Source organism: Dasania marina DSM 21967, from assembly GCF_000373485.1.
Lineage (GTDB): Bacteria > Pseudomonadota > Gammaproteobacteria > Pseudomonadales > Dasaniaceae > Dasania > Dasania marina.
On sequence record NZ_KB891587.1, the window covers coordinates 161,518 to 174,580 of the forward strand.

Sequence of the window (13,063 nt, forward strand, 5' to 3'; positions counted from 1 at the left end):
GCACTACCGCCAAATTAACAGCCCGCAAACTTTGCTTACTGTGCGTACAAAGATTTATACTAGTGCGTTTTGCATTGCGGTAATTTTCTATGGATACAATCTTGGTCAGGGGCGCACGTACCCACAACCTAAAAAACATCGACCTCGATATCCCCCGAGATAAATTAGTGGTCATTACCGGGCTTTCAGGTTCCGGTAAGTCCTCTTTAGCCTTTGACACCCTTTACGCTGAAGGCCAGCGCCGCTATGTGGAATCACTGTCTACCTATGCGCGGCAATTCCTATCGATGATGGAAAAGCCCGATATGGATCATATCGAAGGCTTGTCCCCCGCTATTTCCATAGAGCAAAAATCTACCTCCCATAACCCCCGCTCCACCGTGGGTACCATTACCGAAATATATGACTACCTGCGCCTACTCTATGCCCGCGTAGGTGAGCCGCGCTGCCCCGAACACGGCCAGCCGTTAGAGGCACAAACTATTAGCCAAATGGTGGACTCGGTGCTGGCCCTGCCCGAGGGCAGCAAGGTAATGCTACTAGCGCCCACCGTACGCGAGCGCAAGGGTGAGCACTTACATGTATTTGATCAACTGCGCGCTAGCGGCTTTGTCCGTGCCCGTATTAACGGCATAGTTTGCGACTTAGACGATACTCCCGATCTGGATAAAAAGAAAAAACACACCATAGAGGTGGTAGTAGATCGCTTAAAAATACGCGACGACCTGCAAACTCGCTTAGCGGAATCCTTCGAGACAGCCCTAGAACTCACCGGTGGTATCGCTGTGATTAACTTTATGGATGGCGAGCGCGAAGACTTAGTGTTCTCCTCACTCTTTGCCTGCCCCGAGTGCGGCTACAGCATTACTGAGTTAGAACCTAAGCTGTTCTCCTTTAACAGCCCAGCCGGCGCCTGTGGCGGCTGTGATGGCCTAGGCATTAAGCAGTACTTTGACCAATCCCGGGTAGTGCAACACCCCGAAGCCAGTTTGGCCGAAGGGGCCATACGTGGCTGGGACAGACGCAGCGTCTATTATTTCCACATGCTCAAGTCCATCGCCGAGCATTACGACTTTGCCATAGAAACACCTTTTGAGCAGCTACCTAAGTCCACCCAAAAGGTCATCCTGCAGGGCTCGGGCGATGAAGAAATCAACTTCAACTACGCCAACGACCGCGGTGACATCTTTCAGCGCAAACATAGCTTTGAAGGCGTCATCCCCAATATGGAGCGCCGCTACCGTGATACCGAATCACAAATGGTGCGCGAAGACCTTAGCAAATACCTCAGCACCCAAGCTTGTTCGGACTGCGGCGGCGCTAGACTTAAACACGAAGCTCGCCATGTGTTTATCGATAACCGCACCTTGCCCAGCATTACTCAAATGCCCATAGGTGAAGCGCTGGATTACTTCCACGGCTTAGAGTTTGCCGGCGGTAAAGCGAAGGTCGCCAGTAAAATACTGAAAGAACTTAAAGACCGGCTACAGTTTTTAGTGGATGTGGGGCTCAATTACCTGTCCCTTAGCCGCAGCGCCGACACTCTCTCAGGGGGCGAAGCCCAACGCATACGACTGGCCAGCCAAATCGGCGCAGGCCTAGTAGGCGTGATGTATATTCTTGATGAGCCCTCTATAGGGCTACATCAGCGCGATAATGAGCGCTTACTTCGAACGCTTAACCATCTGCGCGACATAGGTAATACTGTGATCGTGGTAGAGCATGATGAGGACGCCATACGCAGCGCCGACCACATTATAGACATAGGCCCCGGTGCCGGCGTACATGGCGGTGAAGTCATCGCCCAGGGCAGCTATCAGGACATCATTGATAATAAGCGCTCACTTACCGGCCAATACCTATCAGGTGCGCTCTGCATAGCCGTACCTAAAAAACGCCACACCAACAATCCCAAACAACAGATTGAGGTGCTCAAGGCCTCTGGTAACAATCTACAAAATGTCGATTTAAGCATACCCATAGGCTTGATGACCTGCGTGACTGGCGTTTCCGGCTCGGGCAAATCTACGCTGATTAACGGCACACTACACCCGCTTGCGGCTACCGCGCTCAATGGCGCCACCACCCTCACCGCAGCCCCTCATAAGGCCATTAAGGGCTTGGATTTGGTGGATAAGTGTATAGACATCGACCAAAGCCCGATCGGCCGCACGCCGCGCTCTAATCCAGCCACTTACACCGGAATATTCACGGCGGTAAGAGACTTGTTCGCCGGCACCCAAGAAGCGCGCTCGCGTGGCTACAAGCCAGGCCGCTTCAGCTTTAATGTTAAAGGTGGCCGCTGTGAAGCCTGCCAAGGCGATGGTGTCACCAAGGTAGAAATGCACTTTTTACCCGATGTGTATGTGCCCTGCGATATCTGCAAGAGCAAGCGCTATAACCGTGAAACCTTAGAGGTGCGCTACAAAGGCAAGAACATACACGAAGTCTTAGATATGACGGTAGAAGATGCCTGTGGCTTTTTTGAGAACATCCCCGCCATCCATAAAAAGCTACAAACCCTTATTGATGTAGGTTTGTCTTACATACGCTTGGGCCAATCCGCCACTACCTTATCAGGCGGTGAAGCACAGCGGGTAAAACTCTCTAAAGAGCTATCCAAGCGCGACACCGGCAAAACCTTATACATATTGGATGAACCTACCACCGGCTTGCACTTTCACGATATACAGCAATTGCTCAATGTACTACACAGGCTGCGCGACCACGGCAATACTATCGTGGTAATAGAGCACAACCTCGATGTGATAAAAACCGCTGACTGGGTTATAGACCTAGGCCCCGAAGGCGGTAGCGGCGGCGGCCAAATTATTGCCACCGGCACACCAGAACAGGTAGCGGCTAACACTGACTCGCATACTGGGCGCTTTTTAAAACCCTTACTTGATTAAGCGCAAACTTTTTTAAACCCTGTTTAGTACTTTATCTTCTATACTTGATCGGAAGCATAACAATAGCCCAACCCTCGGAGCAGACCATGAAGGAACTACTCGTTATTGCCGACCCCCAGGGCGGCAAAAACACAGCCCTAATTAGGGCGCTAGCTATACAACAAACAACCGCCGCCAAAATCACCGTATTTGGGTTTTGTTTTGCGGACATACACAATCTAGCCGGCACGCCTTACGCCAACCTTAGCCGTAACGCGCTGCAAAAAAAATTACTACAGCAACGCAAAGAACAAGTAGAGAAAACCCTAAAAGAGTTAAAGGCGCCCAGCAAAAACATCAAAGTAGAAACGCTGTGGTGTAAACATATCGCCAGCGCAATTGTTGCCCACTGCCAACAGCAGCCCATAGACCTGGTGATAAAAACCGGCAATAAAACCGGCCATCGCCTATACACCTCCACCGATTGGCAGCTACTGCGGGAGTGCCCAGCACCGGTAATGATTACTGCCAGCAAAAGCTGGAAGAAAAAGCCCACGGTTATTGCCGCCGTTGACCTAGCTACAGCAACCGCCAGCAAGAGCAAGCTCAATCACTTGGTTATGCAGCAAGCCAAACAACTGGCTGCCGCCACTGGCGCAAAAGTACAAGCCTGCTTTGTTATCACCGTGCCTCAGGCCTTAGTGGATATGGATATCGTTGATGCCAGTGTTTACGTTAAAAACAAGAAGCAGAAGCTACAGCAAGTCATTGCCGATTTTTGTGCGCAACATGAACTAAGCAAAGAGCAATTCATTGTTCGACAAGGCAAGCCGGAGAAAATTATCCCCAGCTTAGCCAGCAAACTCAAAGCTGAAGCGGTAGTCATAGGCACCGTGGGCCGCAAAGGCGTGAAGGGTAAACTGCTGGGCAATACCGTTGAAGCGATACTGCAAAACTTATACACCGATGTAATCGCCGTAAAACCCTAAGGCAATATAGCCCCTGCCTAAACGCCAGACACAAAAAAGCCGAGCTAAGCTCGGCTTTTTTTATGAAGACTAAACCTTAATCTTCACTACCTTCGGCTTCAACCTGAGGGCGATCTATTAGCTCTACATAAGCCATAGGTGCTTTATCACCGGTACGGTAACCGCATTTTAAAATACGGATGTAGCCGCCTGGACGCTCTTTAAAGCGAGGCCCTAGATCGGTGAATAACTTGCCAACAGTTGCTTTGCTACGAGTTCTATCGAAAGCTAGGCGACGGTTAGCAAGGCTGTCTTCTTTACCCAATGTAATAAGAGGCTCAGCATAACCACGGAGCTCTTTAGCTTTAGGCAAAGTTGTTTTAATCAACTCGTGCTCAACCAAAGAGTTAACCATGTTGCGGAACATCGCTTTACGATGCGAGCTATTACGGTTTAACTGACGGCCACTATGACGATGACGCATGGCTATATTTCCTTACCTTTTCTTTGCGATGACAGTGTTGCTATCACAGCAATAAATAACGCTTATGGACGCCGATAATCGGCCCCGGCTTATAACATTAAGATGCTAGAACTTTATCGTCGTTCTTTAAGCTGGCAGGTGGCCAGTTGTCTAGGCGTAAGCCCAAAGACAAACCACGTGACGCTAATACATCTTTTATTTCTGTTAGTGATTTCTTACCTAGGTTAGGAGTCTTTAACAACTCAACCTCAGTACGCTGTACCAAATCACCAATGTAGTAAATATTTTCAGCTTTCAAGCAGTTAGCCGAGCGTACTGTTAATTCAAGATCATCAACTGGACGCAGTAAAATAGGATCAACTTGATCTTCTTCCTCAACAGGCTCAACTTCTTTTTCGCTTTCAAGATCAACAAACACCGATAATTGCTGCTGAAGAATAGTCGCTGCACGACGTATGGCTTCTTCAGGATCGATAGTGCCGTTAGTCTCGAGATCTAATACCAACTTATCTAAGTCAGTACGTTGCTCAACACGGGCGCTTTCAACCACATAAGCTACACGGTGAACTGGGCTATAAGAAGCATCCAGTTGCAGGCGGCCTATGGTGCGGGTTTCATCGTCTTCTGTCTGCCTAGCGCCAACAGGAACATAACCACGGCCACGGCCGACAGTCAGTTTCATGTTAATTTCGCCAGAATCATTTAGATGAGCAATAACATGACCAGGGTTTTTGATCTCTATATCATGATCAACCTGGATGTCAGCCGCAGTTACTACACCGGGGCCTTTCTTGCTTAAACTCAGAACGGCTTCATCTTTACCGTTCATCACTATCGAGACGCCTTTGAGATTTAATAGAATCTCAATAACATCTTCTTTAACGCCTTCGATTGCACTGTACTCGTGCAAAACACCGTCGATTTCTGCTTCAATAATGGCGCAGCCAGGCATTGAAGACAATAAGATACGACGTAAAGCATTACCTAGAGTGTGGCCGAAGCCACGCTCTAAGGGCTCTAATGTAACTTTTGCGCGCGTAGAATCAGTTTCTTCAACTTCAATAACACGCGGCGTTAAAAATTCGTTCACTGCACTTTGCATATAGGCACCTGTGTAGTAGTCGTCTCTAGTTTATCGTTGTTATTCGTACTGAATTACTTCGAGTACAATTCGACGATCAAGTTTTCATTAATTTCAGAAGGCAAGTCAGCGCGATCTGGCTGTGACTTGTAAGTACCTTCCATACTACCTTCATTAACATCAATCCACTCAGCGTCAGCACGCTGTGCAGATAGCGCTAAAGCCTGCTTAATACGTAATTGAGTCTTAGACTTCTCACGTACAGAAACTTTATCGCCTGCTTTAACTTGATAAGAGGCAATGTTTACCACTTGGTCATTTACCAAAATCGACTTGTGCGCAACCAATTGACGAGATTCGGCACGCGTTGAGCCAAAGCCCATACGGTAAACAACATTATCTAAACGACTCTCTAAAAGACGTAACAAGTTTTCACCTGTAGCACCTTTAAGACGCGCAGCTTCTTTATAGTAGCCACGGAATTGCTTTTCGAGTACACCATAGATACGACGAACTTTTTGTTTTTCACGTAGCTGAACACCGTAGTCAGATAGACGACCACGACGGGCACCGTGCATACCGGGTGCTGTTTCAGCTTTACATTTTGAGTCCAATGGACGGACGCCGCTCTTCAAGAACAGATCCGTGCCTTCTCTTCTGGACAGTTTACAAGTTGGGCCTATATATCTAGCCATGTTTGCATTCCTGATCTTAAATTAAAGTTAAACGCGACGTTTCTTAGGAGGACGACAGCCGTTATGGGGAATTGGCGTCACATCGTTGATTGCGCCAATTTTGTAACCGCAGTTGTTCAATGCACGAACTGCAGATTCGCGACCAGGACCAGGCCCCTTAACTTCTACGTCAAGGTTTTTCAAACCGTAATCTAGGGCGGCGGTACCGGCACGTTCAGCAGCAACCTGAGCAGCGAACGGGGTACTTTTACGAGAGCCACGGAAACCAGATCCACCAGCGGTAGCCCATGATAAGGCATTACCTTGACGATCGGTTATAGTAACTATGGTGTTGTTGAAAGATGCATGAATGTGCGCGATGCCATCCACTACAGTCTTTTTGACCTTTTTACGGGTCTGCTTTGCACTAGGCTTAGCCATGTTTAATTCCTACTCTAATATCGACACTACACTTATAAATACCATTAGTGTGTAGCTACACTAGGGTTACTGTCTACGTACTTACTTGCGTATAGGCTTACGAGGGCCTTTACGAGTACGAGCGTTGGTTTTTGTGCGTTGACCGCGTAGAGGCAAGCTCTTACGGTGACGCAAACCACGATAGCAACCAAGATCAAGCAAACGCTTAATGTTCATTGACACAGAACGACGAAGATCACCTTCTACGGCTAACTTCGCAACTTCAGTACGCAAAACGTCGAGTTCAGCTTCTGACAGCGAACCGATTTTTGAGTCTTCAGCAACACCAGTGGTGGCGCACAGCTGTCTAGCAGTTGTACGGCCTACACCGAATATGTAAGTCAATGAAATCACGGCATGTTTGTGATCTGGTATATTGACACCAGCAATACGAGCCATCCAATTTACTCCACAAAATCTAATATTTACCTGCACGCACGTTAACCACCTGCGCGAAAGGCGCGACAGTCTAGCGTCAGACTAATCAAAAATCAAGCTATTCCTAAGAATGCCTGAAATGAACCAACTTGTTGCTACTGTTTAGCCTTGACGCTGCTTGTGGCGTGGCTCAGAGTTACAAATAACTCGAACAACACCCTTGCGGCGTACTACCTTACAATTACGACAAATTCTCTTCACAGAAGCACGAACTTTCATATCACTTCCCCAATGGGTAAATGGCCTAGCGCGGAGCGCCAGATTTACCATAGTTTTTCAAATTGGCCTTTTGCATCAAGCCATCGTACTGATTAGACATCAGATGAGATTGCACTTGCGCCATAAAGTCCATAACTACAACTACGACGATCAATAATGATGTACCACCTAAGTAGAATGGTACATTCCACATCACGACGAGAAACTGTGGCAACAAACAGACTAAGGCGATATATAACGCACCAAACATGGTTAAGCGCGTCAATACATTATCTATGTACTTAGCTGTTTGCTCGCCAGGGCGAATACCCGGCAAAAAAGCACCGGATTTCTTCAAATTATCTGCTACATCTTTAGGGTTAAACATCAACGCCGTATAAAAGAAGCAGAAAAATACGATCAACATTGTGAACAATAATATGTTCAAAGGCTGACCTGGTCCGATTTGCAGAGCAAGCTCTTGCAACCATTCCATATCATTACCTTGGCCAAACCACTGCGCTATAGAGGCAGGGAATAGCAAGATAGAGCTTGCGAAAATAGCAGGTATTACGCCCGCCATATTCACTTTTAAAGGTAAATGGCTTTGCTGCCCCTGCACCATGCGACGACCTTGCTGACGCTTGGCATAGTTAACAGTAATGCGACGTTGACCGCGCTCGATGTAAACCACCAAGTAAATAACAGCTATCGCTAGCGCCAAAATAAGCAATAACACTAACGCATTGAGCTCACCCTGTCTGGCCTGCTCTAATGACTGACCTACCGCAGAAGGCAAGCCTGCAACAATACCCGCAAAAATCAATAGCGAAATACCGTTACCAATACCGCGTTCAGTGATCTGCTCGCCTAGCCACATCATGAAAACAGCACCGGTCACTAGCGAAACTACGGCCACAAAATAGAAACTGGCGTCCGCAGAGTAAGACATGCCCTGATTGCTTAAGCCAGCAACCATACCCGCTGCCTGTACGGTAGCTAATAGCACCGTTAGGTAACGTGTATATTGGGTAATCTTGCGCCTACCCGCCTCACCTTCTTTCTTCAATGCCTCTAGCTGAGGGCTAACCGCCGACATTAGCTGCATAATAATAGAGGCAGAAATGTAAGGCATAATCCCTAAAGCCAAGATACTCATACGCTCTAGTGCACCACCAGAGAACATATTGAATAAACCTAATACCGTACCTTGGTTTTGATTAAACAAAGCCGCTATTTGGTCTGGATTGATACCGGGGAGTGGAATATGCGTACCGACTCGGTAAACAATTATTGCCATCAGAACAAAACGAAGGCGAGCCATAAGCTCGCCCAGTCCTGATTGAGATCCTGCAGATGCCAATCCTTTCTTCATTTAGTCTTCGACCTTGCCGCCAGCTTTTTCGATAGCCTCACGAGCGCCTTTAGTTACTGCCAAGCCTTTAATAGTTACGGCTTTAGTAACGTCACCCGAAAGAAATACTTTCGCACGCTCGATGTGAGTAGCAATGATATCGGCACGCTTTAACGCATCTATATCGATCACTTCATCAGCGATTAAATTTAATTCGCTAGTGCGAACTTGTGCAGTAATACGAGCAACGCGAGACGTAAAACCAAACTTCGGTAAACGTTTCTGCATAGGCATCTGGCCACCCTCGAAACCTGGACGAACTGAACCGCCAGAACGAGATTTTTGACCTTTATGGCCACGACCGCCAGTTTTACCTGTGCCGCTACCAATACCGCGGCCAACGCGTTTTGCATTTTGCTTGGCACCCGGTGCTGGGCTAATAGTATTTAAACGTAAATCTGAGGTCATGATTAATCCTCAACTCTCACAATGTAATGAACTTTGTTAATCATACCGCGAACTGAAGGAGTATCCTCTAGCTCAACTGTATGATTAATGCGTCGCAGGCCTAAACCAGCAATACAAGCTCTGTGTGCAGGTATACGTCCGTTAGAACCTTTTACCTGTGTAACTTTAATTTTCTTGGCCATGATATGTAATCCTGACTACCGCTTAATTCAAAATGTCTTCGACAGTTTTGCCGCGACGGTTAGCAACTTGCTCTGGAGAATTCATCGTCTTAAGAGCGTTAAATGTTGCACGAACCACGTTCACAGGGTTCGTAGAGCCGTAACATTTGGCCAATACGTTGTGTACGCCTGCTAATTCTAGCACCGCACGCATTGCACCACCGGCTATGACACCCGTACCTTGAGAGGCTGGCTGCATGTAAACTTTAGAAGCACCGTGACTGGCTTTGATGGGGTATTGAATAGTATCACCATTCAAGTCCACATCTATCATATTGCGACGCGCAGCTTCCATAGCTTTTTGGATAGCGACTGGCACTTCACGCGCCTTGCCTCGACCAAAACCTACTTTACCATTACCGTCACCAACTACAGTCAGTGCTGTGAAGCCGAATATACGGCCACCTTTTACTACTTTAGCAACACGGTTGACCTGAACCAGTTTTTCTTGCAAACCTTCAGAATCATCCTGTTTTTTAGAATCATTAAATGCCATCGTTCAAAACCTTAGAATTGAAGGCCGCCTTCACGGGCAGCGTCTGCCAAGGCCTTTACACGACCATGGTATTTAAAACCGCTACGATCAAAAGCGACATCAGTAACACCTGCTGCTTTTGCACGCTCTGCAATCAACTTTCCAACACTCGCGGCCGCATCTATATTGCTAGTTGCAGCGCTGCGCAAATCTTTATCTAAAGTAGAGGCAGAAGCCAAAACCTTATTGCCATCAGCAGAGATGATTTGTGCGTATATGTGTTGTGATGTACGGTTCACACATAAACGTGTTACCGCAAGTTCACGCATCTTAAAACGGGCACGGCGTGAACGGCGAATTCTTGAAACTTTCTTAGCGCTCATAACCTTACCTACTTCTTCTTAGCTTCTTTACGACGAACAAGCTCATCAGCATAACGTACACCTTTGCCTTTATAAGGCTCGGGCGGACGGAAAGCACGAATCTCTGCTGCCGCTTGTCCAACTTTTTGTTTATCAATACCCTTCAAAACAACCTCTGTTACTGAAGGAGTTTCTGCTGATACGCCTTCTGGCAATTGATAATCAACAGGGTGTGAAAAACCTAAGGACAAGTTCAAAGACTTGCCATCGGCCTTAGCACGATAACCAACACCGTTTAACAACAACTTCTTTTCGAAGCCTTGGCTACAACCGGTAACCATGTTGTTCACTAATGCACGAAAAGTACCAGCCATAGCCCAACCTTGGCGGTCACTTTCGTTAGAAGGAGCAAACACTAACGTGCCTTCAACTTCTTTAATAGATACTTTTTCGCTGATATCCATGCTTAAAGAACCTTTAGAGCCTTTAACAACAATAATCTTGCCGTCTAGCTTTATTTCGGTTCCTGCAGGGATAGCAACTGGGGCTTTCGCTACTCGAGACATAGTACTAACTCTTCAAAGCCAAAATTAAAAGACTGTGCAAAGCACTTCACCGCCGACACCGGCAGCGCGCGCAGCGCGATCAGTCATTACACCTTTACTGGTCGACACGATAGCCACACCTAATCCACCACGTACTGATGGAATATCGCCTTTGCCTGCGTAAGAACGCAGACCTGGACGGCTAACGCGGTCGATCTCAACAACAACTGGCTTTCCGTCGAAATATTTCAGCTCAATGCTCAAGTTAGCCTTGCCGTCTTCAGTTTTAGCAACTGTATGACCAGCAATAAAGCCTTCTTGTTCTAGCACGTCAGCAACCGCCACCTTCAAAGTAGAAGAAGGCATTGCTACAGTTGGCTTACCCGCCATCTGCGCATTACGGACCCTAGTCAGCATATCTGAGATTGGATCTTGCATACTCATAGTTTGTGCTCCTAAGCCACTTCCGAATGAAGTGCGCTTTATAAACTCTTTAAATTCTTAATTACCAGCTAGCTTTAACTAAGCCTGGCACATCACCGCGCATTGCTGCTTCACGTAACTTGTTACGGCACAAACCGAACTTACGGTATACACCGTGAGGACGGCCAGTAATCTGACAGCGACGACGCTGACGGACTGGACTTGCGTCGCGAGGTAATTGCTGCAATTTTATTTGCGCATCCCACACTTCTTCATCGCTAGCGTTAACATTGGCGATAATTGTTTTTAAAGCAGCGCGTTTTGCGGCAAACTTTTCAACAGTTTTTGCACGTTTAACGTCGCGTGCGATCATTGATTTCTTAGCCATTACTGTCGACCTTAACCTTTAAATGGAAAGTTAAACGCTTTCAACAATGCACGACCTTCGTCGTTATTGCGAGCCGTAGTAGTAACAGTAATGTCCATACCACGTAACGTATCAACTTTATCGTAATCGATTTCTGGGAAGATAATTTGCTCAGTAACACCCATAGCAAAGTTACCGCGACCATCGAAAGACTTAGGGCTTATGCCACGGAAGTCACGAATACGTGGAATCGCGATAGTGATTAAACGCTCCAGGAATTCATACATACGATCGCTACGCAAAGTCACTTTACAGCCTATCGGCCAGTCTTCACGCACCTTAAAACCAGCGATAGATTTGCGAGCTTTAGTAACCACTGGCTTTTGACCAGAGATTTGCTGCATATCACGCACCGCGTTATCAAGTACCTTCTTATCGCCCAATGCCTCACCCACACCCATATTCAGGGTGATTTTAGTGATACGGGGTACTTCCATTACATTATCCAAACCCAGCTCTTCTTTAAGCTTGGTGCGGAGTTCTGTATTATAAAGATCTTTCAAATTAGCCATTACTTATTCCCAGCTCGCCTTACCGAAGGTCTTAAATCGCTTCGCCGTTAGACTTAAAGACACGTGTTTTCTTACCGTCTTCAACTTTAAAACCAACTCGATCCGCCTTATTCGCAGACGAGTTATAAATCGCTACGTTAGAAACCTGGATCGGCGCTTCTTTTTCAACTATGCCACCAGCCACACCCGCTTGCGGGTTAGGTTTCTGGTGCTTCTTAATGATGTTAATACCAGAGACAAGCACACGCTTTTCATCAACCAAACGTTGAACTGAACCACGTTTGCCCTTGTCTTTACCGGTTAAGACGATAACTTCGTCGCCTGTAATAATCTTACGCATTTCCGATCCTCAGTCTCTATTTACTCGCCGACTTACAATACTTCAGGCGCTAAAGAGATAATTTTCATAAACTTTTCGCTACGCAGCTCACGAGTAACTGGACCAAAGATACGAGTACCTATGGGAGCATCTTGAGCATTTAATATAACCGCAGCATTATCGTCGAACTTGATCAGTGAGCCGTCTGGACGACGAACACCTTTCCTGGTGCGAACCACTACCGCAGTCATTACCTGACCTTTTTTCACTTTACCGCGAGGTATAGCTTCTTTAACGGTAACTTTGATCAGATCACCTATGCGCGCATAGCGACGGTGTGAACCACCTAACACTTTGATACACATAACTCGGCGTGCACCGCTGTTATCCGCTACCTCTAAATATGATTGTGTCTGAATCATTTCCTACTCCAAAATGTTAGTAACTACCGCCACCAACTATATCTATCTCGGACTTAAATCTGAGAAGCACTCTCTTCGATACGCTCTAACTTCCAAGATTTGCTTTTGGAGTAAGGGCGCGTCTCACAAACAGTTACTACATCACCAAGTTTGCACTCATTAGCTTCATCATGTGCGTGAAGTTTGGTAGAACGAGTGATGTACTTACCGTATACAGGGTGCTTTACCCGGCGTTCAATAAGAACAGTGATGGTTTTATCCATCTTGTCGCTAACAACTTTACCAGTTGCTGTACGAGCTGTATTTTCTGTTGCTGACATC

General features: G+C 46.8%; 20 protein-coding genes. 2 read left to right on the top strand and 18 right to left on the bottom strand.

Features of this window, described 5'->3' with window-relative positions:
* The first annotated feature begins 89 nt into the window (after positions 1 to 89).
* Positions 90 to 2,912, top strand: a complete 2,823-nt coding sequence (gene uvrA, locus B067_RS0115880) for an excinuclease ABC subunit UvrA (protein WP_019531082.1) — start codon at positions 90 to 92, stop codon at positions 2,910 to 2,912.
* Positions 2,913 to 2,998: 86 nt separating this feature from the next.
* On the top strand, positions 2,999 to 3,880 hold the full coding sequence (locus tag B067_RS0115885) for a universal stress protein (RefSeq protein ID WP_019531083.1): 882 nt from the start codon (positions 2,999 to 3,001) through the stop codon (positions 3,878 to 3,880).
* Between the two features lie 76 nt (positions 3,881 to 3,956).
* Here B067_RS0115885 and rplQ read toward each other — a convergent pair whose 3' ends face one another.
* The 18 genes from rplQ to rpsQ form a co-directional block, all read right to left on the bottom strand.
* Complete coding sequence (gene rplQ / locus B067_RS0115890; protein ID WP_019531084.1) at positions 3,957 to 4,343, bottom strand: 50S ribosomal protein L17; 387 nt, start codon at positions 4,341 to 4,343, stop codon at positions 3,957 to 3,959.
* 97 nt (positions 4,344 to 4,440) lie between these two features.
* The gene (locus B067_RS0115895; protein ID WP_019531085.1) at positions 4,441 to 5,445 is read right to left on the bottom strand and encodes a DNA-directed RNA polymerase subunit alpha; all 1,005 of its coding nucleotides are present in this window, start codon (positions 5,443 to 5,445) and stop codon (positions 4,441 to 4,443) included.
* A 53-nt stretch (positions 5,446 to 5,498) separates the two neighbouring features.
* Complete coding sequence (gene rpsD, locus B067_RS0115900; RefSeq protein ID WP_026244720.1) at positions 5,499 to 6,119, bottom strand: 30S ribosomal protein S4; 621 nt, start codon at positions 6,117 to 6,119, stop codon at positions 5,499 to 5,501.
* Between the two features lie 27 nt (positions 6,120 to 6,146).
* Positions 6,147 to 6,539: a 30S ribosomal protein S11 gene (gene rpsK, locus B067_RS0115905; protein WP_019531087.1), complete on the bottom strand. Its 393-nt coding sequence runs from the start codon at positions 6,537 to 6,539 to the stop codon at positions 6,147 to 6,149.
* An 81-nt stretch (positions 6,540 to 6,620) separates the two neighbouring features.
* On the bottom strand, positions 6,621 to 6,977 hold the full coding sequence (gene rpsM / locus B067_RS0115910; RefSeq protein ID WP_019531088.1) for a 30S ribosomal protein S13: 357 nt from the start codon (positions 6,975 to 6,977) through the stop codon (positions 6,621 to 6,623).
* A 141-nt stretch (positions 6,978 to 7,118) separates the two neighbouring features.
* Entirely contained in the window at positions 7,119 to 7,235 is a 117-nt protein-coding gene (rpmJ, locus tag B067_RS21695; protein ID WP_083921449.1) for a 50S ribosomal protein L36, read from the bottom strand.
* Between the two features lie 25 nt (positions 7,236 to 7,260).
* The gene (gene secY, locus B067_RS0115915) at positions 7,261 to 8,538 is read right to left on the bottom strand and encodes a preprotein translocase subunit SecY (protein WP_019531089.1); all 1,278 of its coding nucleotides are present in this window, start codon (positions 8,536 to 8,538) and stop codon (positions 7,261 to 7,263) included.
* A 51-nt stretch (positions 8,539 to 8,589) separates the two neighbouring features.
* Positions 8,590 to 9,036: a 50S ribosomal protein L15 gene (gene rplO / locus B067_RS0115920; RefSeq protein WP_019531090.1), complete on the bottom strand. Its 447-nt coding sequence runs from the start codon at positions 9,034 to 9,036 to the stop codon at positions 8,590 to 8,592.
* Positions 9,037 to 9,038: 2 nt separating this feature from the next.
* Positions 9,039 to 9,218, bottom strand: coding sequence for a 50S ribosomal protein L30 (gene rpmD, locus B067_RS20720; RefSeq protein ID WP_035802489.1), 180 nt, complete (start codon positions 9,216 to 9,218; stop codon positions 9,039 to 9,041).
* 22 nt (positions 9,219 to 9,240) lie between these two features.
* Complete coding sequence (gene rpsE, locus B067_RS0115925) at positions 9,241 to 9,753, bottom strand: 30S ribosomal protein S5 (protein ID WP_019531091.1); 513 nt, start codon at positions 9,751 to 9,753, stop codon at positions 9,241 to 9,243.
* An 11-nt stretch (positions 9,754 to 9,764) separates the two neighbouring features.
* Positions 9,765 to 10,115, bottom strand: coding sequence for a 50S ribosomal protein L18 (gene rplR, locus B067_RS0115930; RefSeq protein WP_026244722.1), 351 nt, complete (start codon positions 10,113 to 10,115; stop codon positions 9,765 to 9,767).
* An 8-nt stretch (positions 10,116 to 10,123) separates the two neighbouring features.
* A complete protein-coding gene (gene rplF / locus B067_RS0115935; protein WP_019531093.1) occupies positions 10,124 to 10,660 on the bottom strand; it encodes a 50S ribosomal protein L6 in 537 nt (178 codons plus the stop codon).
* A gap of 24 nt (positions 10,661 to 10,684) precedes the next feature.
* Positions 10,685 to 11,083, bottom strand: a complete 399-nt coding sequence (rpsH, locus tag B067_RS0115940) for a 30S ribosomal protein S8 (protein WP_019531094.1) — start codon at positions 11,081 to 11,083, stop codon at positions 10,685 to 10,687.
* 61 nt (positions 11,084 to 11,144) lie between these two features.
* The gene (rpsN, locus tag B067_RS0115945; protein ID WP_026244723.1) at positions 11,145 to 11,450 is read right to left on the bottom strand and encodes a 30S ribosomal protein S14; all 306 of its coding nucleotides are present in this window, start codon (positions 11,448 to 11,450) and stop codon (positions 11,145 to 11,147) included.
* 11 nt (positions 11,451 to 11,461) lie between these two features.
* Positions 11,462 to 12,001 (bottom strand): 50S ribosomal protein L5, encoded by a 540-nt coding sequence (gene rplE / locus B067_RS0115950; RefSeq protein WP_019531096.1) that lies wholly within the window; start codon positions 11,999 to 12,001, stop codon positions 11,462 to 11,464.
* A 31-nt stretch (positions 12,002 to 12,032) separates the two neighbouring features.
* Complete coding sequence (gene rplX / locus B067_RS0115955; RefSeq protein ID WP_019531097.1) at positions 12,033 to 12,341, bottom strand: 50S ribosomal protein L24; 309 nt, start codon at positions 12,339 to 12,341, stop codon at positions 12,033 to 12,035.
* 32 nt (positions 12,342 to 12,373) lie between these two features.
* The gene (rplN, locus tag B067_RS0115960; protein ID WP_019531098.1) at positions 12,374 to 12,742 is read right to left on the bottom strand and encodes a 50S ribosomal protein L14; all 369 of its coding nucleotides are present in this window, start codon (positions 12,740 to 12,742) and stop codon (positions 12,374 to 12,376) included.
* A gap of 53 nt (positions 12,743 to 12,795) precedes the next feature.
* Positions 12,796 to 13,062: a 30S ribosomal protein S17 gene (rpsQ, locus tag B067_RS0115965; protein ID WP_019531099.1), complete on the bottom strand. Its 267-nt coding sequence runs from the start codon at positions 13,060 to 13,062 to the stop codon at positions 12,796 to 12,798.
* Position 13,063: the final 1 nt, after the last annotated feature.

What these genes read in the sequence shown, in the direction of transcription:
- uvrA (WP_019531082.1), top strand. Translation starts at nt 90, where the DNA reads ATGGATACAATCTTGGTCAGGGGCGCACGTACCCACAACCTAAAAAAC.
- B067_RS0115885 (WP_019531083.1), top strand. Translation starts at nt 2,999, where the DNA reads ATGAAGGAACTACTCGTTATTGCCGACCCCCAGGGCGGCAAAAACACA.
- rplQ (WP_019531084.1), bottom strand. Translation starts at nt 4,343, where the DNA reads ATGCGTCATCGTCATAGTGGCCGTCAGTTAAACCGTAATAGCTCGCAT.
- B067_RS0115895 (WP_019531085.1), bottom strand. Translation starts at nt 5,445, where the DNA reads ATGCAAAGTGCAGTGAACGAATTTTTAACGCCGCGTGTTATTGAAGTT.
- rpsD (WP_026244720.1), bottom strand. Translation starts at nt 6,119, where the DNA reads ATGGCTAGATATATAGGCCCAACTTGTAAACTGTCCAGAAGAGAAGGC.
- rpsK (WP_019531087.1), bottom strand. Translation starts at nt 6,539, where the DNA reads ATGGCTAAGCCTAGTGCAAAGCAGACCCGTAAAAAGGTCAAAAAGACT.
- rpsM (WP_019531088.1), bottom strand. Translation starts at nt 6,977, where the DNA reads ATGGCTCGTATTGCTGGTGTCAATATACCAGATCACAAACATGCCGTG.
- rpmJ (WP_083921449.1), bottom strand. Translation starts at nt 7,235, where the DNA reads ATGAAAGTTCGTGCTTCTGTGAAGAGAATTTGTCGTAATTGTAAGGTA.
- secY (WP_019531089.1), bottom strand. Translation starts at nt 8,538, where the DNA reads ATGGCTCGCCTTCGTTTTGTTCTGATGGCAATAATTGTTTACCGAGTC.
- rplO (WP_019531090.1), bottom strand. Translation starts at nt 9,036, where the DNA reads ATGACCTCAGATTTACGTTTAAATACTATTAGCCCAGCACCGGGTGCC.
- rpmD (WP_035802489.1), bottom strand. Translation starts at nt 9,218, where the DNA reads ATGGCCAAGAAAATTAAAGTTACACAGGTAAAAGGTTCTAACGGACGT.
- rpsE (WP_019531091.1), bottom strand. Translation starts at nt 9,753, where the DNA reads ATGGCATTTAATGATTCTAAAAAACAGGATGATTCTGAAGGTTTGCAA.
- rplR (WP_026244722.1), bottom strand. Translation starts at nt 10,115, where the DNA reads ATGAGCGCTAAGAAAGTTTCAAGAATTCGCCGTTCACGCCGTGCCCGT.
- rplF (WP_019531093.1), bottom strand. Translation starts at nt 10,660, where the DNA reads ATGTCTCGAGTAGCGAAAGCCCCAGTTGCTATCCCTGCAGGAACCGAA.
- rpsH (WP_019531094.1), bottom strand. Translation starts at nt 11,083, where the DNA reads ATGAGTATGCAAGATCCAATCTCAGATATGCTGACTAGGGTCCGTAAT.
- rpsN (WP_026244723.1), bottom strand. Translation starts at nt 11,450, where the DNA reads ATGGCTAAGAAATCAATGATCGCACGCGACGTTAAACGTGCAAAAACT.
- rplE (WP_019531096.1), bottom strand. Translation starts at nt 12,001, where the DNA reads ATGGCTAATTTGAAAGATCTTTATAATACAGAACTCCGCACCAAGCTT.
- rplX (WP_019531097.1), bottom strand. Translation starts at nt 12,341, where the DNA reads ATGCGTAAGATTATTACAGGCGACGAAGTTATCGTCTTAACCGGTAAA.
- rplN (WP_019531098.1), bottom strand. Translation starts at nt 12,742, where the DNA reads ATGATTCAGACACAATCATATTTAGAGGTAGCGGATAACAGCGGTGCA.
- rpsQ (WP_019531099.1), bottom strand. Translation starts at nt 13,062, where the DNA reads ATGTCAGCAACAGAAAATACAGCTCGTACAGCAACTGGTAAAGTTGTT.